General features: G+C 71.5%; 22 protein-coding genes. 18 read left to right on the top strand and 4 right to left on the bottom strand.

Annotated features, from left to right (window positions below; genetic code table 11):
- The first annotated feature begins 82 nt into the window (after positions 1–82).
- The 4 genes from dapD (at position 83) to AC2XR2_RS10320 (ending at position 3,365) form a co-directional block, all read left to right on the top strand.
- Positions 83–1,072 carry a 2,3,4,5-tetrahydropyridine-2,6-dicarboxylate N-succinyltransferase gene (gene dapD / locus AC2XR2_RS10335; RefSeq protein WP_491514867.1) on the top strand — a complete coding sequence of 330 codons (990 nt, stop codon included), beginning with the start codon at positions 83–85 and terminating at the stop codon, positions 1,070–1,072.
- A gap of 154 nt (positions 1,073–1,226) precedes the next feature.
- Entirely contained in the window at positions 1,227–1,436 is a 210-nt protein-coding gene (locus AC2XR2_RS10330) for a hypothetical protein (protein ID WP_381298746.1), read from the top strand.
- Positions 1,437–1,572: 136 nt separating this feature from the next.
- On the top strand, positions 1,573–2,142 hold the full coding sequence (locus AC2XR2_RS10325) for a SigE family RNA polymerase sigma factor (protein ID WP_330267719.1): 570 nt from the start codon (positions 1,573–1,575) through the stop codon (positions 2,140–2,142).
- Complete coding sequence (locus AC2XR2_RS10320) at positions 2,139–3,365, top strand: WD40 repeat domain-containing protein (protein WP_491514866.1); 1,227 nt, start codon at positions 2,139–2,141, stop codon at positions 3,363–3,365. The genes AC2XR2_RS10325 and AC2XR2_RS10320 overlap by 4 nt, the downstream gene beginning before the upstream one ends.
- A gap of 22 nt (positions 3,366–3,387) precedes the next feature.
- Here the strand turns inward: AC2XR2_RS10320 and dapA are convergent, their stop codons facing one another.
- Positions 3,388–4,281: a 4-hydroxy-tetrahydrodipicolinate synthase gene (dapA, locus tag AC2XR2_RS10315; RefSeq protein ID WP_491514865.1), complete on the bottom strand. Its 894-nt coding sequence runs from the start codon at positions 4,279–4,281 to the stop codon at positions 3,388–3,390.
- A 155-nt stretch (positions 4,282–4,436) separates the two neighbouring features.
- Here dapA and AC2XR2_RS10310 point away from each other — a divergent pair, with 155 nt between their 5' ends.
- From AC2XR2_RS10310 to AC2XR2_RS10295, 4 genes are read left to right on the top strand one after another with little or no spacing between them, the layout of a single operon-like run.
- A complete protein-coding gene (locus tag AC2XR2_RS10310) occupies positions 4,437–4,565 on the top strand; it encodes a hypothetical protein (RefSeq protein WP_330267722.1) in 129 nt (42 codons plus the stop codon).
- Positions 4,562–5,251 carry a hypothetical protein gene (locus AC2XR2_RS10305; protein WP_330267723.1) on the top strand — a complete coding sequence of 230 codons (690 nt, stop codon included), beginning with the start codon at positions 4,562–4,564 and terminating at the stop codon, positions 5,249–5,251. The genes AC2XR2_RS10310 and AC2XR2_RS10305 overlap by 4 nt, the downstream gene beginning before the upstream one ends.
- 52 nt (positions 5,252–5,303) lie before the next feature.
- On the top strand, positions 5,304–5,723 hold the full coding sequence (locus tag AC2XR2_RS10300) for a phage holin family protein (protein WP_449349407.1): 420 nt from the start codon (positions 5,304–5,306) through the stop codon (positions 5,721–5,723).
- A complete protein-coding gene (locus AC2XR2_RS10295) occupies positions 5,720–6,289 on the top strand; it encodes a DUF3618 domain-containing protein (protein ID WP_491514864.1) in 570 nt (189 codons plus the stop codon). The genes AC2XR2_RS10300 and AC2XR2_RS10295 overlap by 4 nt, the downstream gene beginning before the upstream one ends.
- 780 nt (positions 6,290–7,069) lie before the next feature.
- Here AC2XR2_RS10295 and AC2XR2_RS10290 read toward each other — a convergent pair.
- A complete protein-coding gene (locus AC2XR2_RS10290; RefSeq protein WP_491514863.1) occupies positions 7,070–8,050 on the bottom strand; it encodes a YihY/virulence factor BrkB family protein in 981 nt (326 codons plus the stop codon).
- Between the two features lie 127 nt (positions 8,051–8,177).
- Here AC2XR2_RS10290 and AC2XR2_RS10285 point away from each other — a divergent pair, with 127 nt between their 5' ends.
- Both AC2XR2_RS10285 and AC2XR2_RS10280 read left to right on the top strand, forming a co-directional pair.
- On the top strand, positions 8,178–8,795 hold the full coding sequence (locus AC2XR2_RS10285) for an ArsR/SmtB family transcription factor (RefSeq protein ID WP_491514862.1): 618 nt from the start codon (positions 8,178–8,180) through the stop codon (positions 8,793–8,795).
- A 3-nt stretch (positions 8,796–8,798) separates the two neighbouring features.
- On the top strand, positions 8,799–9,533 hold the full coding sequence (locus tag AC2XR2_RS10280) for an SRPBCC family protein (protein WP_491514861.1): 735 nt from the start codon (positions 8,799–8,801) through the stop codon (positions 9,531–9,533).
- A gap of 22 nt (positions 9,534–9,555) precedes the next feature.
- Here AC2XR2_RS10280 and AC2XR2_RS10275 read toward each other — a convergent pair whose 3' ends face one another.
- Positions 9,556–11,379, bottom strand: coding sequence for a DUF8508 domain-containing protein (locus AC2XR2_RS10275; RefSeq protein ID WP_491514860.1), 1,824 nt, complete (start codon positions 11,377–11,379; stop codon positions 9,556–9,558).
- Between the two features lie 292 nt (positions 11,380–11,671).
- Here AC2XR2_RS10275 and AC2XR2_RS10270 point away from each other — a divergent pair, with 292 nt between their 5' ends.
- From AC2XR2_RS10270 to AC2XR2_RS10235, 8 genes are all read left to right on the top strand, one after another.
- Entirely contained in the window at positions 11,672–13,096 is a 1,425-nt protein-coding gene (locus AC2XR2_RS10270) for a hypothetical protein (protein WP_491514859.1), read from the top strand.
- A 232-nt stretch (positions 13,097–13,328) separates the two neighbouring features.
- Positions 13,329–14,777 (top strand): alkaline phosphatase PhoX, encoded by a 1,449-nt coding sequence (locus tag AC2XR2_RS10265; protein WP_491514858.1) that lies wholly within the window; start codon positions 13,329–13,331, stop codon positions 14,775–14,777.
- 449 nt (positions 14,778–15,226) lie between these two features.
- Entirely contained in the window at positions 15,227–16,807 is a 1,581-nt protein-coding gene (locus AC2XR2_RS10260; RefSeq protein WP_491514857.1) for a TROVE domain-containing protein, read from the top strand.
- 88 nt (positions 16,808–16,895) lie between these two features.
- Positions 16,896–17,543: a GntR family transcriptional regulator gene (locus AC2XR2_RS10255; RefSeq protein ID WP_491514856.1), complete on the top strand. Its 648-nt coding sequence runs from the start codon at positions 16,896–16,898 to the stop codon at positions 17,541–17,543.
- Between the two features lie 13 nt (positions 17,544–17,556).
- Positions 17,557–18,582, top strand: a complete 1,026-nt coding sequence (locus AC2XR2_RS10250; RefSeq protein WP_491514855.1) for a 1-aminocyclopropane-1-carboxylate deaminase — start codon at positions 17,557–17,559, stop codon at positions 18,580–18,582.
- 73 nt (positions 18,583–18,655) lie between these two features.
- Positions 18,656–19,171 (top strand): DinB family protein, encoded by a 516-nt coding sequence (locus AC2XR2_RS10245; protein ID WP_330267733.1) that lies wholly within the window; start codon positions 18,656–18,658, stop codon positions 19,169–19,171.
- Between the two features lie 88 nt (positions 19,172–19,259).
- Positions 19,260–20,300, top strand: a complete 1,041-nt coding sequence (locus AC2XR2_RS10240; RefSeq protein WP_491514854.1) for a LacI family DNA-binding transcriptional regulator — start codon at positions 19,260–19,262, stop codon at positions 20,298–20,300.
- A gap of 114 nt (positions 20,301–20,414) precedes the next feature.
- Positions 20,415–20,981 carry a TetR/AcrR family transcriptional regulator gene (locus AC2XR2_RS10235; RefSeq protein ID WP_491514853.1) on the top strand — a complete coding sequence of 189 codons (567 nt, stop codon included), beginning with the start codon at positions 20,415–20,417 and terminating at the stop codon, positions 20,979–20,981.
- Between the two features lie 159 nt (positions 20,982–21,140).
- Here the strand turns inward: AC2XR2_RS10235 and AC2XR2_RS10230 are convergent, their stop codons facing one another.
- On the bottom strand, positions 21,141–22,385 hold the full coding sequence (locus tag AC2XR2_RS10230; protein ID WP_449349480.1) for a TerD family protein: 1,245 nt from the start codon (positions 22,383–22,385) through the stop codon (positions 21,141–21,143).
- Between the last annotated feature and the right edge of the window lie 24 nt (positions 22,386–22,409).

The following is a 22,409-nucleotide window of genomic DNA, read 5'->3' as shown; positions in this document are numbered from 1 at the left end:
TCGGTACGGCGTACCGCCCGACCTCTGAGACGGCCCGCGTGCGGGTTCGCCTCGTGCGCCCCCCGGCGGTTAGGTTGCCCTCATGACCGACACGACTGCTCCCCGTATCACCGGCGCCATCGCCGCAGGCCTCGCCACCGTCGCCGCCGACGGCACCGTTCTCGACACCTGGTTCCCCGCTCCCGAGCTGACCGCCGAGCCGGGGCCCGCCGGCACCGAGCGGCTGTCCGCCGACAAGGCCGTGGAGCTGCTCGGCGAAGGCGCCGCGAAGGCGATCGGTCCGGACGCCCGCCGTGGTGTCGAGGTGGTCGCGGTCCGTACGGTCATCGCCTCCCTGGACGAGAAGCCGCTCGACACGCACGACGCCTACCTGCGGCTGCACCTGCTCTCGCACCGCCTGGTCCAGCCGCACGGCCAGAGCCTGGACGGCATCTTCGGCCTCCTCCCCAACGTCGCCTGGACCTCGCTCGGCCCGGTCGCCGTCGACGACGTCGAGAAGGTCCGCCTCAACGCCCGCGCCGAGGGCCTGCACCTCGCCGTCACGAGCGTCGACAAGTTCCCGCGCATGACCGACTACGTGGCCCCCAAGGGCGTCCGCATCGCCGACGCCGACCGCGTCCGGCTCGGCGCGCACCTCGCCGCCGGCACCACCGTGATGCACGAGGGCTTCGTCAACTTCAACGCCGGCACGCTCGGCACGTCGATGGTCGAGGGCCGGATCTCCGCCGGCGTCGTGGTCGGCGACGGCTCGGACATCGGCGGCGGCGCCTCCACCATGGGCACCCTCTCCGGCGGCGGCAACGTCCGCATCACCATCGGTGAGCGCTGCCTGATCGGCGCCGAGGCGGGCGTCGGCATCGCGCTCGGCGACGAGTGCGTCGTCGAGGCCGGTCTCTACGTCACCGCCGGCACCCGGGTCACCATGCCCGACGGCCAGATCGTCAAGGCCCGCGAGCTGAACGGCGCCTCCCACATCCTCTTCCGCCGCAACTCGGTCACCGGCACCGTCGAGGCCCGCCCGAACAACGCGGTCTGGGGCGGCCTCAACGACGTCCTGCACAGCCACAACTGAGCTCCCTCGGGGCCGCCCGAAGATCACTTACGAGTTACTCAGCGTGACCTCGCGGGCGTTTCGGCAGATGAACGGGTGGACGCAGAGTCCGATCAGAGGCCGAGACGACGAACGAGGGGTCGCAGCGATGAGCCCGATGAGGGTGACGAGGGTGATGAGGAGCAAGGGGGCCTGGGCCGGGGCGCTGGCCCTGGCGGGGATGTCCTGCGGGATGGCCGCCGGGACCGCGAGTGCCGACGAGACCAACACCGCCTCCCACAACGGCCCCCGGGTCGGCCTGGTCAACATCGGCCAGGTGGACGACCCGATGGAGGACGTCCTGGAGCACCTGCTGCTGATCGGCGACGGGTACTCCTGGAACTGACCCGCGCCGAAGTCGCCGTAGAGGATTCACCTCTGCGGCGACTTTTTTTGTGTCCGCGGCATAGCGGGGGAGCCCCGCGCGCGTCACAAGGGTCGGAGGCCGCGCATCCGCGCCGCCGGGGGAAGAGAAGGTGACGATGAATGCCGAAGGGCTGGAGAGTTTCCGGGACTTCGTGGACAGCAGGTCGTCCGCCCTGCTGAAGACCGCCGTCCTCCTGTGCGGGGGAGACCAGTACGCCGGTGAGGACCTGCTCCAGAACGCCCTGGTCCGGGCGGCCGGGCGCTGGCAGAAGATCGACGAACCCGAGGCGTACGTACGTCAGGTCCTCTACCGCCAGCAGATCAGCCGCTGGCGGCTGAAGTGGCCGCGCCGGGAGGTCAGCGTCGCCGAGCCGCCCGAACCGGCGGGCGCCGGCGAGGGCCGGGCCGACGCGGCCGCCGCCACCGAACTGCGCCTCGTGATGCGCCAGGCCCTGTCCCGGCTCACCGCACGGCAGCGCACCGTGCTGGTGCTGCGCTACTTCGAGGACCTGCCCGAGGCCGACGTGGCCCGGCTGCTCGGCTGCTCGGTCGGCACCGTGCGGTCCACCACCCACCGCTCGCTGGCCCGGCTGCGCTCACTCGCACCCGAACTGGCCGCCCTCGGGCCCGCCGACGCCGAGCGGCTGGACTCCCGTGACTACTCGCCCGTGGAGGTGCGTCCGTGAACGTCGACGACATCGTGCGCGACGCGCTGCGCGAGCAGGCCGCCGAGCAGCCGCCGGCCGCGGCGGGGTTCGCGGACCGGGTGCTCGCCGTGCGACGGCGCCGCCGCAGCCGCAGGATCGCGCTCGCCGCCGCGGCCGCCGTCGCCGTGGTCGCCGTGGGAGTGGCGATGCCGCTGATGGACTCCGGCAAGGACGACGTACGGCCCTCGGGCGGTGGCGGGGTCGTGGTGGAGAAGAAGACGAAGGCCCACCCCGACCAGTCGCCGCCGCGCGAGGAGATCTCCGTCGGAGGCACGACCCTCGTCGGGTACTTCATCCCGGAGACGGTGAAGAAGAGCGCGGACACCGCGGTCTCCCAGCGCACCTACCACCTGCTGAACCCGAGGACCGGCAGGTACGAGAAGGCCCCGGACTGGTCCTGGGTGGCGGTCGCGCCCGGCGGGAGGACGGCCGCCGTCCTCGAACGGGACCTGCCCGCCTCCCGGATCGGTCTGCTCGACCTGACCTCCGGCAAGGTCGAGCGGTGGATCAAGGTCGACCACGGTGTTGCCGGGCTCTCCTTCTCCCGCGACGGCCGCAAGCTGGTCGCGACGACGTACAGCCAGAACCCCGACGGGCTGATCAAGGCGGAGGGCGACGTCGAGTGGGGTCAGCCCATGACGTCCAGCCGCACCGGCTTCTACGTCCTCGACGTGGCCTCCGGGGACGCTGCCTGGACCGAGATCAAGACCGGCGGCCTCCCCGGGGGCCCCACGGGCGGCACCTTCATGAACTCCCGCCAGGACTTCGCCCTCACCGACGACGGCCGGCACGTCTGGGAGGGCAGCCCGATGCAGCCCGGCTATGTGTTCTACGACCTCACGGGCAAGAAGGTCTCCGTGCCGGCGGGCTACACGTACCTGTCGTGGTTCGTGGACGCCGGTCTGTCGCCCGACGGCAGGCTCGTCGCCGGGGACTTCGCGGGCAAGAAGTGGAAGACGTCGTCGTACGTCGTCGACGCGAAGACCGGTCACCCGACCGAGGTACGCGGCCAGCAACTGCTCGCCTGGGTGGGCAACAAGCAGCTCATCGCCTGGGACATCGGCAAGAACGACAAGAACGAGTTCCACCAGCGGCTGGTGCTGGTCACCATCGGCAGCGACAAGGAGGTCCCGCTCAGCGGCTTCCGTGAGGGCAACGACGGGGACGCCGGACGCTGGGAGCCGCTGTTCGCCCAGCCCTGATCAGGCGGTTTCGGAGACCCGATCAGGCGGCCACGAGCCGTTCGTACTCCGCCAGCAGCCCGTCGGCCGTCTCCCGGCCGGCGGGCCGCAGCGGGGCGCGGACCGGGCCGGCGGGCAGACCGAGCGCGTTCAGCAGGGCCTTCGCGGTGACCGTGCCGGGCAGGCCCGCCGCCATCATCGCCTCGATCAGCGGAACGGCCCTCTGTTGGAGGCGGGCGGACACGGGGGTGTCGCCCGCCTCGAACAGGTCGAGGATCGCCCGCATCCGGTCCGGGACCACGTTGGCCACCGTGCTGACGTAGCCCGCCCCGCCCACCGCGTACAGCGCGAGGATCTGCTCGTCGCAGCCCGCGTAGTACGCGAGGTCCGTGCGGTGCAGGACCTTCTGGGTGCCGAGGAGGTCGTAGGAGCAGTCCTTGACCGCGACGATCCGGGGGTGCCCGGCGAGCCGGATCATGGTCTCCGGTTCGATGCGGGTGCCGGTGCGGCCGGGGATGTCGTACAGCATCACGGGCAGGCCCGAGGCGTCCGCGATCTCCCGGAAGTGCGCCTCCAGCGCGTCCTGCGGCGGCCTGCTGTAGTAGGGACTCACCACCAGCACCCCGTCGGCGCCCGCCTTCTCGGCCGCCAGGGCCAGTTCGACGGTGTGCCGGGTGTCGAAGGTGCCCACGCCCGCCACCACCGACGTCCGCTCGCCCACCGCCTCCCGGACCGCCGTCACCAGCGCCGACTTCTCCGCGTCCGTGGTCGTCGGCGACTCGCCCGTGGTGCCGGACAGGACGAGGCCGTCGCAGCCGTGCGCGACCAGGTGCGCGGCCAGGCGCTGGGCGCCGTCGAGATCGAGCGCGCCCTCCGCGGTGAAGGGGGTGACCATGGCACACAGGGCGCGGCCGAAGGGAGGAGGCGTAGTCGTCATGGGGGTAGTCTCGGCGCGGCGACAGTGAAGCTCCACTTAATTCTTCTGTTATATACCGGTAAGAGAAGCTTCACCATGAGGTCGAAGGCCCTATGTCCATCACGGCTCTCATGGGTCACCATGGCGATAAGGGACCCCTGCGTATGGGAGGCGTCATGAAGCTCGGCAAGGCACTGGCCACCGGAGTCGCCGAGGAGCGGCCGCAGATCCAGGACGACGAACTCGACCTTCCCGAGGAGATCAAGGAACTGAAGGCTCCCGAAGAGGTTCCGGCGGCCCGATGAGGCTGCGGCTTCCGGAGGAACGCCCCGCGGAGCCGCCGACCGGATACAAGATCGCCCACCCGGTGCTGTCCCAGGACGGCACCCGGGCCGGGTTCACCGGTGTGTCGCTCGGCGGCGCGCTGCCGTACGGAGTCCTGGCCGACGCGTCCTGCGTGTACGGCCTGCGGCACCGGGCGCCGAACCGCCGCTGCGACTGCGGTTTCCACTGCGTGCACGACCGCGCCGCGGCCGAGGCACTGCTGTGCACGGCCGAGCACCGCACGGCCGTCCTCCTCGACGTCCTGGTCCTCGGCCGCTACCTCCGCTTCGAGCTCGGCTTCCGCTACGCCCGCCAGCGGGTGCGCACCGCCACCGTCGGCCCCTGCGCCTGCGGCACGGTCGCGGCGGCGCTCGCCGACGCCGGCTGGGGCCGGCCCGGCTGGCGGGCTCTCGCCCCCTCGTGCGCGGCCTGCCTTCGAGGTCGTACGGCCGTCTCGCTCGCCGGGTTCGCGCGGCTGGCGGGGGAGGGGCTGCGGGTGATCGCGGGTCCCGCGGCCGCGGTCGTGGCCGGCCTCGACGCCCCCGAAGGACTCGGCGTGCCCGAACTCGCCGCCGAGGCCGCCCTGTTGCAGGCCCGGCTCGACTGGTTCCAGAGCCAGCTGGCCCGCCTCGGAGAGCGCGGCCCGGACGGCGGACCGCAGGGGTAGCGGGGGCCGGGCCGGGTACCCGGGTGTTCCGACCGAGAGGAGGCGGAGCCCCGTGACCGGAACCACGGCCCCCAGGCCGGCGCATGACGAACACCACTCGGTGGGCGAACTCGTCGGACAGGCCACCGAACAGCTTTCCCGGCTGGTACGACAGGAAGTCGCCCTCGCGAAGGAGGAGCTGACCGAGAAAGGCCGGCGGGCCGGGAAGGGCGGCGGGCTGCTCGGTGCCGCGGGCGCCTTCGCCTACGCCGGACTGCTCGCGCTGGCCGGCACGGGCGTCGCCGCGCTGTCGCTGGTGCTGTCGGTCTGGGCCGCGGCGCTCATCGTGACGGGTGTGCTGTTCGTGATCGCGGGGGTGCTGGCGGCGACCGGCCGTGCACAGCTGCGCCAGGCCACGCCCCCCACGCCGGAGGCGGCGCTCGACAGCGTCAAGGCCGATGTCGAGGAGATCAAGGAAAGGGCGCACCGATGACGGACAGGACGACCGGCGATCACGCCCCTTCCGGGGCCAAGGGCCCTGACGAACTGCGGCGGCAGATCGAGCGGACCCGTAGTGAACTCGGCGACACGGTGGAGGAGTTGGCAGGAAAGATGGACGTGAAGGGGCGCGCCCGGGCCCGGGCGGCAGACCTCAGGGACAAGGCGGGCGCGATGACGGTGCAGCTGCGCAGCACCGCCGCGCAGGCCGGGCACACCGTGCACGACAAGGCCACGCAGGCGGGCCACAAGGTCCAGGACCGGGCCGTGCAGGCCGGGCACAAGGTCCAGGACCGGGCCGTCCAGGCGGGTCACAAGGCCCAGGACCGTGCCCTGGAGGCCGGGCACAAGGTCCAGGACGGGACGCTGGGGGCGGGTGAGGCCACGCAGGGCGGGGCCACCCGGACCGGCCACGAGCTGGAGCGCCGGGCGGAGCACAGCGTGCCGGGACCGGTCCGGCCCCTGGTTCTGGCGGCGATACGACACCCGCGTCCGACGCTGATCGTGGGCGCGGCGGTGATCGCGGTCGCGGTGGTGTCGTGGCGCTACCCGAAGAAGTGAGGCACCACCTGCCCTCGCGCTGAGAGAACTCCCCGTCGGCTGATGCGGTTGGCGGGGAGTTCGGCTGTGTGGGGGGGGCACACGGGCAGACGGGCCGACGGCGGTGGGGGTGCTTCGGAGGCTTGGCGGTCGGGCCTTGGTGCGGTCGTGGGGCGCTCAGGGTTCGGTGGTGGTGGGCTCCGGGCGGAAGGCGGTCGGCGCCTGGCTGGCCCACGGGCGGTGGAACACTCGGGGTCTCGGCGGCCGGCGCCTGCGGGCGGTAGGCGGCCGGGAGCATCGGCCCGGGAAGGCTGTCGGGAGCGTCGGTGCGCAGTCAGTGGGTCGGCTCGGGGTCTCGGCGGCCGGGGCCTGCGGGCGGTAGGCGGCCGGGAGCATCGGCCCGGGGAAGGCTGTCGGGGGCGTCGATGCGCTGTCGGTGGGTCCGCTCGGGTCTCGGTGATGGGGTCCGCCGGGCGGTAGGCGGCTCCCCTTGCCCTCGCTAGCGCTGCTGCTGCCGCTCCTTGCGCACCAGCGCCCGGTCCCCTGCTGTCGGGAGCCGTGGCCCGCGGTCGGTGAGGTGCGCGAGCCCACGGGAGGCGGGGTGCCCGGCTCACGGGAGGCGGGGTGCCCGGCCCGCGGGAGGCGGGATGCCCGGGCCGACGGCCGGTGGGGGTTCTCGAGCCCGCGGCAGGCGGGGAGTCAGCCCGGGCCCGCGGCAGGTGGGGCGTCCAGGTCTCGGGTGGGGGCGCCCCGCGCGGGGTTTCGGTGGTCGGGGTACTGGGCGGGAGCCGGGGGCTGGTGTCACTTCTGGCGTGCTCGTGCCGCCCGTAGTCTCGGTGGCCACTTGCGGGTGTCCCGGGGTTCCACGTAGGGCTCCTCCGTCGGCTCGTGGTCGCCGGAGGCGATGGCCCGCTCTCGGGCGAGTTCCGCGTCGAACTCCAGGCCCAGCAGGATCGCCAGGTTGGTCAGCCAGAGCCACACGAGGAACACGATGGCGCCCGCGAGGGTGCCGTAGGTCTTGTTGTAGGAACCGAAGTTGGCGGCGTAGAGCGCGAAGCCGGCGGACGCGGCGAGCCAGAGCAGCGTGGCGAGGACGCTGCCGGGGGAGACCCAACGGAAGCCGCGGCCACGGACGTTGGGGGCCGCCCAGTACAGCAGGGCGATCATCCCGACGACCAGGAGCAGCAGCACCGGCCACTTGGCGATGCCCCAGGCCGTGATCGCCGCGTCGCCGAACCCGACCGCCCGGCCCGCCCGTTCGGCGAGCGGTCCCGTGAAGACCACGATCAGCGCACTCGCCGCCAGCATCAGCATCAGCGTCACGGTCAGCGCGAGGCGCAGCGGTGTCAGCTTCCACACCGGACGGCCCTCCGGCAGGTCGTACACGGCGTTGGACGTACGGATGAACGCGGCGACATAGCTGGACGCCGACCACAGGGCGGCGAGCAGTCCGAGGATCGCCAGGACGCTTCCGGTGCCCCCGCTCTCGCCGAGCTGGACCACCGCGTCCCGCAGGATGTCCCTGGCCGGCCCCGGCGCGAGGCCGCCGATGTGGTCGAGGAGCTTGTCCGTCGCGCGCTGTCCCACCACCCCCAGGAGCGACACCAGGACCAGCAGGGCGGGGAACAGCGACAGGACGCCGTAGTACGTCAACGCGGCCGCACGGTCGGCCAGTTCGTCGTCGAGCAGTTCCTTGAAGGTGCGTTTCGTGACGGCGGCCCAGGACCGCCGGGGCAACTCCAGGGGGCTTTCCGGCGTGGTGTTCTCGGCCTGCTCGTCCATGAACCGGCGGGTCTCCCGAAACCGCCGGTCGAACCCACGCGGACGGCGACGACCACCGCTTTCGGACTCCCTCACCGAACACTTCCCTCTCCTGGACAAAAAAAGTTTTCGGTGAGACGGTGGACCCATGCTGGACGTCACCGTGATCGAGGACCCCGAGGCCGCAGCCGCCTCCCTGGACCCCATAAGGGCGAGGCTGCTGGCCGAGCTGGCCGCCGGACCCGCCTCGGCCGCCATGCTGGCCGGGCAGGTCGGCCTGCCCCGGCAGAAGGTGAACTACCACCTCAAGGCACTGGAGCGGCACGGCCTGGTCGAGCTCGCGGGGGAGCGCCGCAAGGGAAACGTCACCGAGCGGCTGATGCGGGCGACCGCGGCGTCGTACGTGATCTCCCCGCTGGCCCTCGCCGCCGTGCAGCCCGACCCGGACCGCTTCCGCGACCAGCTCTCCGCGCGCTGGCTGCTGGCGCTGGGCGCCCGGCTGGTGCGGGACGTCGGGCAGCTGATCACCGATGCCGCGAAGGCCCGCCAGCGGCTGGCCACCTATGCGCTGGACGGCGAGGTGCGGTTCGCCTCCGCCGCCGAACGGGCCGCGTTCATCGAGGAGTTGACGGCCGGAGTCAGCGCCCTGATCCGCAAGTACGACGCCCCCGACGCCGAGGGCGGCCGGGACCACCGGATCGTGGTGGCCGTCCATCCCACGCTCAAAGAGCCCCAGTCCCCTTCCCCGCAGACCGAGTTGGAGTAGATCATGTCCAAAGAGTTCGAGATCGCCCGCGAGTTCGAGGTCGACGCCACCCCCGAGCAGGTCTGGGCGGCGATCACCACCGGGACCGACGGCTACCTGTGGCCCATGGAGCCGCCCGAGCCGCGTGCCGGGGGCAAGGGCCCCTTCGGGTCCACGGTCACCGCCTGGGCCCCGCCGCACCGCTACACCAACCGCGTCGAGGACGTCGACGGCATCTCCGAGCAGACCCTCAACCAGCTCGACTACACCATCGAGCCGCGGGACGAGGGCCGCCGGGCCTGGGTGCGGTACGTGCACAGCGGGATCTTCGTCGACGACTGGGACAACCAGTACGACGGCGCCGCCAAGCACACCGACTTCTATCTGCACACCCTGCGCGAGTACCTGGTCCACTTCGCGCCGAGGCCGGCCGCCTTCGCGACCTTCGACGGACCCGAGGCGTCCAAGGCGCCGGACGCCCTCGCCGTCGTGGGGCGGGCGCTCGGGGTCGGCGAGGACGTGGCGGCGGGCACCCGGCTCACCGTCCACGGACCCGACACCTTCGACGCCGTGGTCGACTTCCGCAACGAGTACTTCATCGGGCTGCGCACCGACCGCGGGCTCACCCGGATCTTCGGGCGCAACCACTGGGGCCACCCGGTCGGTGTCTCGCTGCACGACTTCGCCCCCGACTCCGACATCAAGGAGTGCGAGGGCGAGTGGCAGGGCTGGCTGAACGGCGTGTTCAACCAGCCCTGAACCAGCCGGAGTTCACCGGGGCTTACGGCTCGAAGCGCAGCACCTGCGGGTCGTGGTCGCTGATCTGGTCGTTGAACTCCGAGTTGATGTGCACGCTGTCGTACTCGAAGTCGCAGGCCCGCCGGATCGACGGGCTGACCAGGATCTGGTCCAGGACCTGCTGGTTGCCCTGGTAGTCGTAGGTGTAACGCTCGCTCTTCGGCAGCGACTTGATCGCCGACCAGAGCTCGCCGTCACCCTCCAGGATCTTCGCGGTGTCGGAGAACTCGAAGTCGTTGATGTCGCCGAGCGCGATGACGTCCGCGTTCTTCTGGGTGTCGAGGATGTCCTTCACGAACCCGTTCACCAGCGTGGCCTGCTGGTGGCGCTGGACCTCGGAGCTGCGCGGCACCGGCTGGGTCGCCGAGGTCAGCCCGTAGTCGCCGCCCTTGGAGTTGAAGTGGTTGGCGATCACGAAGACCGTGCGGCCACGGAAGACGAACTCGCCGACCAGCGGCTTGCGGCTGCTGTTCCAGGCCGTGTTCGTCGGGTCGATACGGCCCGGGGAGGCCGTCAGCTGCGCCTTGCCGTGGACCTTGGTGACCCCGACCGCGGTGGTGGCGTCGCCGCCGGGGCGGTCCGTGAAGGAGACCCGCTCCGGGTTGAACAGGAACACCTGGCGGATGTTGCCGCCCGGCTCGCCGCCGTCGGTGTCGTTGGTCGGGTCGATCGAGCGCCACTCGTACTTCGGGCCGCCCGCCGCCACGATCGCGTCGATCAGCTTGTTCACCGTCACGTCGGCCGCGGTGGTGCCGTCGTCCTTCGCGCCGTTGTTGTCCTGGATCTCCTCCAGGGACACGATGTCGGGCGACTTCAGGTTGTTCACGATCGCGGAGGCGTGCTCCTCGAAGGTGCCGTCGGACGGGTCGAGGTTCTCGACGTTGTAGGTCGCGACCGCGAGCTCGCCCCGCGATTGCTTCTGCGTCGACTCGCGCTGGAGACCGGCGCTCTTGAGCGTGCCGAGCTCGCCCGCGACCAGGGTGTAGCCGCCGAACTGGTTGTAGTCCAGGGGGCCCGTGGTGGTGCCGGTGAGGACGTCACCGACGTTCGCGACCGGGAAGGCGGCGGTCGAGCCCAGCGACTGGATCTGGAGCCGGCCGGTGTTCTGGGAGCCGTAGGAGCCGTAGAGCGTGCCACCGCGCTTCGTGGCGTTCTCGCGCGGCTTCACCGTCACCCACAGCTCGGTGTACGGGTCGGTCGCGCCGACCACGCGGACGTCCTTGACCTGGACGTTCATGCCCTCCAGGGACTCGTAGAAGTCCAGGGCGTACTTCGTCGGCTGAAGCGTCAGACCGTTGATCGAGTTGCCGGCCGCGGCATCGCCGGCCGGGGCGTACGCGGCGGGCACCGACTTCGCGTCGACCACAGTCGCGGCCGGGACCGCGTTGCCGCTGGAGACGACCGTGACCGTCGGCTTGGTGATCTCGGTCAGCGACTGGTTGCCGGTCGAGGTGCCGCCCGGGACGTACTCCGAGACCGTGCCGGTGACCGTGACGGCGTCACCGACGGCGACCTTCGGCGTGGAGCTGGTGAAGACGAACACGCCCTCACTGGTCGCCGGGTTGTCATCGGGGTTCGGATCCTGGATCCAGAAACCTCTGGAGGAGCCGTAGGTGCGCACCCCGGTGACGATTCCGGCCACATCCGTGACCTTCTGACCGGCGTACGGGGATATCAGGGTCGCGCCCTGGATGTCATGGATGCTCACGGCCGCCGCGTGCGCGGGCGAGACCAGGACGACGGTGGAGGCCGCGGACAGGGCGGCGACGGTGAGCGCGGCGAGACGCGCGGACTTCTTGCTCGGCAACGGGATCCCTCCGGGGACGAACGTAGGCGCCGGGACGAGGGTGGACGTGGAACGGTGGGAGCCGCGACCTGTGGGGGCGGTTGCGACGCGCGTAGAAAACACCGTGCGCAAAAATACAGTGAACAGATGTCCGCCGGGTTTCTACGCGCGTCAATCTCCAGCCTGCTCAGGCCACTTGTCAAGGTTTCAGCCATGTACGCAACCTGTCCGGGAGATGAACCGGGCGGCATGGGTGGATATCCGTCTACGCTGAGCGGCTGAGTGGCACGACGCGTCCTAGGAGAACCAGCCGATGTCAGACAGCTCCCCCCTGCCGCCGGTGCGGCTGCACCCCGAAGCGGAGCTGGCGCGGGACGCCCTGTCCACGCCGCTGCTCACCCGGGCCGCCCGGCTCGCCCGCTGGGCCGGCGAGGCCACCCGCGTCGACGCCGGGGGCGGACTCGTCGAGGAGCAGCTGCCCGCGGCGGCCGAGGCGCTCGGCCTCACCGGGGACGACGCGGCCGCGTACGCGAGCGAGGCCTGGCGGGTCGCCCTCGACACCGGCCTCGTGGAGATCACCGACGAGGAGGAGGGCACCGTCACCGCGGGCGCCGACCTGGCCCTGCTCACCGGCTCCCCGCAGGACGTGCTCGGAGTGTGGCTGACCGCGCTGGAGACGGTGCTGGCCGACGCGAGCGTGCCCGACCTGGACGACCTGGTCGACGCCATGGACGAGGGCGGCGAGGTCGACTTCTCTGCCCTGGACTGGGACCCGCAGGCCGAGCAGGAGTTCCTGGACGGGGTGCTCGGCAACCTCTACCTGCTCACGGTCGGCGCGGACGGGCCGGGCGACGGCACCGTACCGCTGCCGGCCCTCGCCGCCTCGATGATCGTGCCGAGCGACATGGGCGAGCCCACCAACGACGTCCTGGAGCAGGTCTCCGACGCGATGATGCGGCTCGACGACCAGTTCCGGATCCTGGAGCCGGTCGGCCTGGTGGAGTACCAGCCCGTGGACGAGGCCCTGATGGCGGACGGCGACGAGGAACCTGCCGCCGTGGTCGACGAGACCGACGTCTCCCGCTACGGCATGGTCCGGCTGACCCCCCTCGGCCTGTACGGCCTGCGCTCACGGCTGCTGGAGGCGGGCATCGCGGCGCCGGCCGTCGGAGACCTCGCCGACAAGGGGGCGGACGCGCTGCTCGACGGCACCGCCGCCTTCCCTCCCCCGGCCGCGCAGGCCGAGACCGAGCAGTGGCTGGACCGACGTGAACCCCTCGCCGCGGCACGGGAGTTGCTGGGCGCGGCCCGCGGGAACGACGCGGGGGCGCCGCTGCGCCGACTGCGGTGCCAGCAGGCCCTGTCGCTGGTCGGCCCGGTCGCGGAACCGGCGCTGCGGGAGGTCCTCGACGACCCCGAGCTGGGCGGACTCGCCCGGGTCTGGCTGGTCGAGCGCGGGTTCGGGGACGTGCCCGCGCCCTCCCAGGACCTGGTGTTCTGGCTGACGGTCGACACGATCGCCGCGCAGCTGGCCGCGGAGGGCAACTCCGAGGAGCTCCAGGGACTGGTGGAGGGGCTGGCCCAGCAGCACGGGGGGTTCTTCGCGGCGGCCTGGCGGGTGGACCACCCGGCCACGGCGGACGTGCTGGAGGCGATGGGGCGGCTGCATCCGGACAAGAAGGTGGCGAAGGAGGCGCGGAAGGCCGCGTTCAAGGCGCGGTCGCAGCAGGGTGGTTGATGCCGTTTGGCGGGTGCGGGTTCGCTGTGGCTGGTCGCGCCCGCGCGGCGGAGCCGCATGTCGATACAGCCCCGCGCCCCTTAAAGGCATCCCCATGACCGTGTGTTGATTCATTCAAGCTGCTCCACTGAATCCTCTCGCTGTTCAACTTGCGTTCAGACATGGACGGGACCGTTGCGCCGAATCGAGGTCCGCCACCCTCCACGGCTCACCGACCGTCTCAGGAGACACCATGTCGCTCACCCGCAGGGACTTCGCCGGCAGAACCGCGCTCACCGGGGCAGGGCTCGCGCTGGCGGGCAGTGTCGGCGCCCTCGCCACCGCCCCCAACGCGCTCGCCGCCACCGACGTCGAGAGCGAGGGCGCGGAGACCGCAGGGGCCCACCACGGCGTCGGCTACGGCCCGCTGGTCCCCGACCCCGATGGCATCCTCGCGCTGCCCGCCGGGTTCACGTACAAGGTCATCACCTACAGCGGCAAGACCAAGCTGGAGTCCGGCGAGTTCACCCCGTCCAACCACGACGGCACGTCCACCTTCGACGGCCCCCGCGGCACCACCCTCCTCGTCAACAACCACGAACTGGCCGGGCCCCGCGCCAACTGGCCGCACCCGGTGCCGCTCACCGAGGGCCTCGTCTACGACGCGGCCGCGGCCGGCGGCTGCACGGTCGTCGAGGTGCGCCCCGGCGGCAAGGTCGCCGAGTGGGTCGGCATCGCCGGCACCGCCACCAACTGCGCGGGCGGCAACACCCCTTGGGGCACCTGGCTCACCTGCGAGGAGACCGAGGACAAGGCCGGCACCAACGGCTTCACCAAGGACCACGGCTACGTCTTCGAGGTCGACCCCTCGGACCGCCGCGCCAACAGGAACCCCAAGCCCATCAAGGCGCTGGGCCGTTACGCCCACGAGGCCGTCGTCGTCGACCCCAAGCGCGGGCACCTCTACCTCACCGAGGACGCCTCCAACCCCAACGGCCTGCTGTACCGCTGGACCCCGCCCGAGGGCTTCTGCCACGGCCACGGCAAGCTGCGCACCCTCGCCGAGAACGCGGGCACCCTCCAGGCCTTCAAGTGCTTCGACTCCGGCGGCAAGTTCGTGGACGACCTCTCCCGCGCCACGAAGATCGGCACGGTGTACGGCGTCGACTGGGTGGACGTGCCCGACCGCGACGCGAGGACCACCTCCGTGCGCAAGCAGTTCACCGCCGGCCAGGTCACCCGCGCCCGCAAGCTCGAAGGCATGTGGTGGGGTGACGGAGGCACCTACATCGTCTCCTCGTACGCCCGCACCGAGAGCCCCGTCCAGCACGACGGAGCGGTCTGGTTCTACGACCCCAAGCGCCGCACGCTGACCCTGAAGGTCCTCCTGGGCGTCAACCCCGACCCCTCGGTCGACGGCGCCTTCGACGGCCCCGACAACATCACCGTCTCCCCGTACGGCGGCCTCGTCATCGCCGAGGACGGCGAGGGCGTCCAGCACCTGTTCGGCGCCACGGAGAGCGGCCGCACCTACCCGATCGCCCGCAACGAACTGAACATCGGCACCGAAGAGGAGCCCGAGTACAGCGAGTTCACCGGCGTCACCTTCTCACCCGACGGAAAGACGCTGTACGCCAACATCCAGACCCCGGGCATCATGCTGGCGATCACGGGGCCGTGGAAGCGCCAGAAGCGCGGCTGAATTTAATTCGCTCGCCCGTCCCGCGGCCGCCTCCTAGAGTGATGAACGTCCAGGTGCGAAGGCAGGACCTACTTCCACTCATAATGGGGCGGCCGCGGGTTCGAGTCCCGCCACCGGTACAACGCGCCGGTGTAGCTCAGGGGTTAGAGCACCTAATGTCGGTTCCGCCGATCTGAACTCTGGACACCACAACTTCATGCACCTCCCGGTGCGAGCATTTTGATCTCGGGAGGTGCGGCTCATGGTGGGTGCCCGGTGCGCAGGCAGCGGATACTTCGGGAACTGATGAGGGAATCCCTCGTGCGGGTTCGAATCCCGTCATCGGCTCGGGCCGATGTGGCGGAACGGAAGACGCGCCAGTTATAAGCACCGCAGTCGACTTCGAACTCGGTCACCCTCCATTTGTCGTGCCTCCCTCCGAAACAGCAACGAATTCGGGGGAATTCACCATGGCGCGATTCAACAAGAAGGCCGCACGAGCCCGTCCCACTTCCCGGGTCACCTCGACGGGACGCGTTCTGCGGACCTACGAGGGCGGCCGGGGACACGAGCGCGACGAGCGCTCCGAGCTCTTTCTGCTCGCGATCTCCAACTTCGTCTCCCAGCAGACCTTCTACGAGTCCGGCGCCGACCGCGACGACCGGTTCGCGCGTCTCGTCGCCGAACTCGCCGTCACGGACTCCACCTGGACCGCCGGCCTGCTCGGCTGGCTGCGCGGCGAGGGCAACCTCCGTACCGCCTCCCTCGTGGGCGCCGCCGAGTACGTCAAGGCGCGTCTCGACGCGGGCGTCACCGACAGCCCCTCGAACCGGCAGGTCGTGGCCTCCGTGCTCCAGCGGCCCGACGAGCCCGGCGAGTTCCTCGGATACTGGACCTCGCGCTACGGCCGTAACGTCCCGAAGCCCGTCAAGCGCGGGATCGCCGACGCCGTACGCCGTCTCTACAGCGGCAAGTCGCTCCTGAAGTACGACACCGCGTCCAAGGGGTACCGCTTCGGCGACATCCTCAACCTCGTGCACGCGGCCCCGGACCCGGACAAGCCGTGGCAGGGCGAGCTGTTCCAGTACGCCCTCGACCGCCGGCACAACCCGGACACCGCCGCACCGCCCGGGTCGAGCCGGCTCCTGACCGCGCACCGCGAGCTGATGGCGCTGCCGGTCGAGGCGCGGCGGGCCGTGGTCACGTCCGCGGGCGGGGCCGAGCGGCTGGCCGCGGCCGGCATGACGTGGGAGGCGCTGGCGGGCTGGCTCCAGGGCCCGATGGACAAGGCGGCCTGGGAGGCCGTGATCCCGTCCATGGGCGCGATGGCACTCGTCAGGAACCTCCGGAACTTCGACGAGGCCGGCGTCTCGGACGAGGTCGCCGCGCAGGTGGCGGCCAAGATCAGCGACCCGGCGGAGGTCGTACGGTCGCGGCAGTTCCCCTTCCGGTATCTCGCCGCGTACCAGCACGCGCCCTCGCTGCGCTGGGCGTACCCGCTGGAGCAGGCGCTCGGCCACTCGCTGGCCAATGTGCCCGCGCTGCCCGGCCGGACCCTGGTCCTCGTGGACCGCTCGGGCTCCATGTGGGCCCGGCTGTCCGACCGCTCGCAGCTCAACCGCGCCGACGCGGCGGCGATCTTCGGTACGGCACTCGCGCTGCGGGCGGCGGAGGCGGATCTCGTCGAGTTCGGCACCACCAACCGGCGGCTGCCGATCGAGCGGGGCGAGTCGGTGCTGAAGATCCTCGGCCGCTTCGGCGACCTGGGCGGTACCGACACCACCTCGGCGATCCGCGCGCACTACCGGGGCCAGGACCGGGTGCTGATCGTCACCGACGAGCAGTACACGTACCACCGCCACGGCGGCCCGACCGAGCAGGTCCCGGCCGACGTGCCGGTCTACACCTGGAACCTCGCCGGCTACCGGGCGGGCCACGGCCCCTCCGGCACCGGCAACCGGCACACCTTCGGAGGCCTCTCGGACGCGGCCTTCCGGATGGTTCCGCTGCTCGAGGCGGCCCAGGACGCCGAGTGGCCCTGGGCGGCCTGAGCCCCGAGCGTGGCCCGCACTTCACGGGGGTGCGGGCCACACCCATGCCCTTGTCGGGAAAGCCTACTGACATCTAACATTTCAGTTCATGAAGGCCATACGACCGCTCGCCCGCACCCTGCTGAGGGACCGGGCCTACGCATCCATCCGGGACGCCATCGTGGCCGGGGAGATCGAGCCCGGACAGGTGGTGCGGGACGGTGAGCTCGCCGAGCGGCTCGGGCTGTCGCGGGCGCCGGTGCGGGAGGCCTTCGCACGGCTGGTCGACGAGGGGCTGCTGGAGAGCAAGCCGCAGAGCTACACCCGGGTGACCCAGGTCGACGCCGCCGAGGTACGCGACGCCGCCGCCGTGGTCGGGGCCATGCACGAACTGGTCACCCGGGTCGCCGTGCCGCAGCTGTTCGCCGCCGACATCGAGACCATGCGCGCGGCCAACGAACGCTTCGCGGCCGCCGTCGCCGCCGGTGACGTGGACGAGGCCCTGCACGCCGACGACGACCTGCACGACGTCCTCGTCCGCGTCAGCGGCAACCGCGCGGCCGCCGCCACCGCCGCCCGCTACACCCCCCTCATCCGCCGCCTGGAACGCCGCCGCTTCGGCGAGGGCGGCAACTGCCGGTCCGCCGGTCTGCACGACCGGCTGATCGAGGCCTGCGCGGCGGGCGACGTCGGCGAGGCCGTCGACGTCACGGCGGAGATCTGGCGAGGGCTGGCCGAGCTCGCCGACAGCGACTGACCCTGGAGGACCCATGGCACGCACGTCCCTTGCCTCGTACGACCGTTACCCCCTGCTCTTCGGACCGTCCCCCGTGCACCGGCTGGAGCGCCTCACCGCGCACCTCGGCGGCGCCGCGCTGTGGGCCAAGCGCGAGGACTGCAACTCCGGGATCGCGTACGGCGGCAACAAGACCCGCAAGCTGGAGTACCTGGTCGCCGACGCCCTCGCCCAGGGCTGCGACACCCTGGTCTCGATCGGCGGCGTCCAGTCCAACCACACCCGCCAGGTGGCCGCCGTCGCCGCCCGGGCCGGGCTCAAGTGCGTGCTCGTGCAGGAGAGTTGGGTGGACTGGCCGGACGCCGTGTACGACAAGGTCGGCAACATCCTGATCAGCCGGCTCGCCGGGGCCGACGTACGGCTGGTGAAGGCCGGGTTCGGGATCGGGTTCAAGGAGAGCTGGGAACAGGCGCTCAGGGACGTCGAGGAGCGGGGCGGGAAGCCGTACGCCATCCCGGCCGGTGCCTCCGACCACCCGCTCGGCGGACTCGGCTTCGCCGCGTGGGCGTACGAAGTGGCCGACCAGGAGCGGGATCTGGGCGTCTTCTTCGACACGGTCGTGGTCTGCTCGGTGACCGGCTCCACCCAGGCGGGCATGGTCGCCGGGTTCCGCGCGCTGGAGGAGGCCGGCGGCCGCCCCCGCCGTGTCCTCGGCATCGACGCCTCCGCGAAGCCGGCGGCCACCCGGGAGCAGATCGCGCGGATCGCCCACAACACCGGGCAACTCATCGGCGTGGAGAAGGAGTTGACGGTGTCGGACGTAGAACTCGACGAGCGCTACCACGCCGGCGTCTACGGCATCCCCGACGACACCACCCTCGACGCGATGCGCCTCGCCGCCCGCACCGAGGGGATGGTCACCGACCCGGTCTACGAGGGCAAGTCGATGGCCGGGATGATCGACCTGGTGGAACGCGGGGAGATCGCCGCGGACTCCACGGTCCTCTACGCCCACCTCGGCGGACAGCCGGCGCTGAACGGGTACAGCGCGCTGTTCTGACCGTTGCGGCCGGGGGGCGGCCCGGTCGAAAAATCAGGCGCCGTCCGGGGGCCGGGCACCCTAACGTGCACGCATGTCATCTTCACTTGAGCGTCCCCCCTTCCAGGCCGACGAACGCACCGCGCTCGTCGGCTGGCTGGATCTGCAACGGCAGATCCTCAGATGGAAATGCGAGGGCCTGAGCGAGGCCGACGCCCACCGCTCCGTCATCCCGACCTCGCCGGCGATGACCATGGCCGGGCTCATCAGCCATATGCGGTGGGTCGAACACTCCTGGCTGGATGTGCTGTTCCTGGGCGGCGACAAGACGCAGAACCCGTCCTTGGCCGAGATGGGTGAGGACGCGGAATGGCGCACCGACGGCATCCCGCTGAAGCAACTGCTCGCGGACTACGAGGCCCAGTGCGCCCGGAGCAACGAGATCGTGGCCGAGGCCTCCCTGGACGACGTCGGCCGCCACCCCGACTACCGCTCCAGCGGCGCCAACCTCCGCTGGATGCTCATCCACCTCATCGAGGAGACCGGCCGCCACGCGGGCCACGCGGACATCGTGAGGGAGCTGCTCGACGGGGCGAAGGGGTACTACTAGATCCCTTCAGTGGGGGTCGCAGATGTGCGGGGGTGGGCAGATCCCTCCCCCGAGCGCCTTCCCGGGATGGCTGGATACAGTGCACGCCATGTGGACCGACGAGCAGCAGCGGGAGCCGGGTGGCCATGTGTCGGTGGGGGCCCGTCGCCGGGCCACGATCCATGACGTCGCGGAGTTGGCGGGGGTGTCCCGGCAGACGGTCTCGCGGGCCGTCAACGACAAGGGGGAGATCGATCCGGACACCAAGGCGCGGGTGCTGGAGGCCGCGCGGATGCTGGACTACCGGCCGAGCCGGTTCGCGCGCGGGCTGGTGCGGAAGGGGACCGTCACCGCGGGGCTGGTCGTCCCGGACCTGACGAACCCGTTCTTTCCCGAGGTCGCCGCCGGGGTCCTCGAGGCCGCCGAGGCGCGCGGCTGGCAGGTCGTGGTGTGGGACACCCGCACCGACGGCGCCAAGGAGCGGGAGGCGCTCGACGTGCTCTCCCACCAGGCGGACGCGGTGGTGGGCTACTTCACGAACGACGACGAGGTCCTCGCCCGGCACCTCGGCGGCATGCCCCTCGTCCTGCTGGAACGCGGCCCGCAGCAGACCCGGTTCGCCGCCGTCGGCATCGACGCCGCCGCCGGTCTCGAACAGGGCATCGCGCACCTGGTCCGGGCCGGGCACCGGAGGATCGGCATGCTGGACGGCGACCGGTTCACCCCCGGCCCGCGCCGGGAGGCCTTCCTGGCCGAGGTCCGGCGGCGCGGGCTGCCGGTCGACGACAGCTGGATCGCGATGTCCGCCGAGCACAGTGTCGCAGGAGGCGAGGCGGCCATGGAGCAACTCCTCGACGCGCGGCCCGAGTTGACGGCCGTGTTCGGCTTCAACGACCTCATCGCCGTCGGTGCGATGCGGGCCGCCCGGCGCCGGGGCCGGCGCGTGCCCGAGGACCTGGCCGTGCTGGGCTTCGACGGACTCTCCCTTGGCGAGCTCGTGGAGCCCGCCCTCACCACCCTCCACCTCGACAAGCGCCGGCTGGGACGTCTGGCGGTCGAGCAGGTCGCACGGCTGCGGGCGGGCGAGGAGCCGCTGACCGGCGCGGACGCATGGGTGGTGCCCGAACTGGTCGTGCGCGCCTCGGCCTGAGACGTCCGGTGTCCCGAGCGGCGCCGGCGCACCGTGGGCTCGGTAGGCCGAGACAGTCCCGTTCGGCCTTCGATAACATACGGAGAGAGTCTCCGGTTCGCGAGGAGTATCTGGATGACGCAGGTCAGGCCCATGCGTGCGGACGCTCGGCGCAACTACGAGCGGCTGCTGAAGGTGGCCGCCGAGGCGTTCGCCGAGCATGGGGAGGGCGCGTCCCTCGACGACATCGCCAAGCGGGCGGGGGTCGGGTCGGGGACGCTCTACCGGCACTTCCCGACGCGGCAGGCCCTGCTGGAGGCGGCGTACGTGGACCGCGTCGAGGGGTTCGCCCGGCGTGCCGACGAGCTCGCGGCGGAGCTGCCGCCCGGCGAGGCGCTGACGGAGTGGCTGTACGAGCTGTGCGTCGGGGGGATCCAGGTGCGGGGGCTGGGCGCGCTGCTGGGGTCTGCGATGACGGACGGGAGGGGTGTCACGCCTACGGTGTGCGGGACGCATGTGCGGGGGGCGGCGGAGCGGTTGGTGTCGGCGGCGCGGGAGGTAGGGGCGCTGCGGGGGGATGTGGAGCCGGTGGAGTTGCTTCGGCTGGCTCATGGGGTGGCGGGGGCGGCGGAGTTGGGTGGTGGGGGTGGGGCTTCTATCCGGCGGTATCTGACATTGCTGATGGAGGGGGTGCGGGTTTAGCGGTGCCTGTGGATGTGCCTCGCTCTGTCGGCCGGCGGGTGCGGGTGCGGGTGCGGGTGCGGGTGCGTTGTGGCTGGTCGCGCAGTTCCCCGCGCCCCTGGGTGGGTACAGCCAGGCCTGCCTTGACTGCACCCACCGGCCCGCGGTCGGACAACTACCTCACAGCGCCTGGGCGGCCGGCTTGACCATGCCCCTCACCGTGCGGGACTTCACGAAGTCGCCCATCGCCGTCATCTCCCACTCGCCGGAGAACTGCTTGATCAGCTTGGCCATCATCACGCCGGTCTGCGCCTCCGCGTTCGTGAGGTCGAAGCGGACCAGTTCCTCGCCGCTCGCCGCGTCGATGAGGCGGCAGTACGCCTTGGCGACCTCGGTGAACTTCTGGCCGGAGAAGGAGTTGACGGTGAAGACCAGGCCGGTGACCTCCTGGGGGAGCCGGCCGAGGTCCACGACGATCACCTCGTCGTCGCCGCCCCCCTCACCCGTGAGGTTGTCGCCGGAGTGCTTGATCGCACCGCCGACGATGGACAGCTTGCCGAAGTAGCAGCTGTCGATGTGGTTGCGCTGCGGACCGTAGGCGATGACCGACGCGTCGAGGTCGATGTCCTTGCCCCGGTACGCCGGCTCCCAGCCGAGACCCATCTTGACCTGGGAGAGGAGCGGACGGCCGCCCTTGACCAGGGACACGGTCTGGTTCTTCTGGAGGCTGACCCGCCCCTTGTCGAGGTTGATCTTCCCGGACCCCGGCGCGGGGGTGGGCGGGGCCGGGGGAGCGGCGGGCGCCGGCGGAGGGGCGAGCCGCGGGTCCATGGCCGGGCCGGGCGGTGCCACCGGGGTCTGCACGGTCGGCGCGGGCGGCGGTGCCACCGGCTGCGGCGGGGCCACCGGAGCGGGAGCGGCCGCCGGTGCCGGCTCCTCCACCGTCACCCCGAAGTCCGTCGCGATGCCCGCCAGCCCGTTGGCGTACCCCTGCCCGACCGCCCGGGCCTTCCAGGCGCCGTTGCGCAGATAGATCTCCACGACGACCAGCGCCGTCTCGGTGCCGAGCTGCGGGGGCGTGAAGGTGGCCAGCACGGACGCGTCGTCCGCGTTGCGGATCGTGGCCGTCGGCTCGATGCCCTGGAAGCTCTGGCCCGCCGCGTCCGGGCTCGCGGTGACGACGATCTTCTCGATGCCGGGCGGGACGGCCGCCGTGTCGACGGTGATCGCGTCGGGGGAGGTGCCGCCGCCCGAGCGGTAGGTCACCCCCGGCCCGGACGGCTGGTTGTAGAAGATGAAGTCGTCGTCGGAGCGCACCTTGCCGTCGGCGGTGAGCAGCAGGCCCGACACGTCGAGCCGCACCGGTGCGGAGACGTCCACCGTCACACGGGTGACGGGGAGGGGGATGTTCGAGCCCGGGGTCATAGCTGTCATGCCCGGTGAACGAGC

This window comes from Streptomyces sp. LS-MS-L19, from assembly GCF_058382285.1.
Note: the sequence above shows the minus strand (reverse complement) of the source record. Positions and strands in the feature narration are given on the sequence as shown.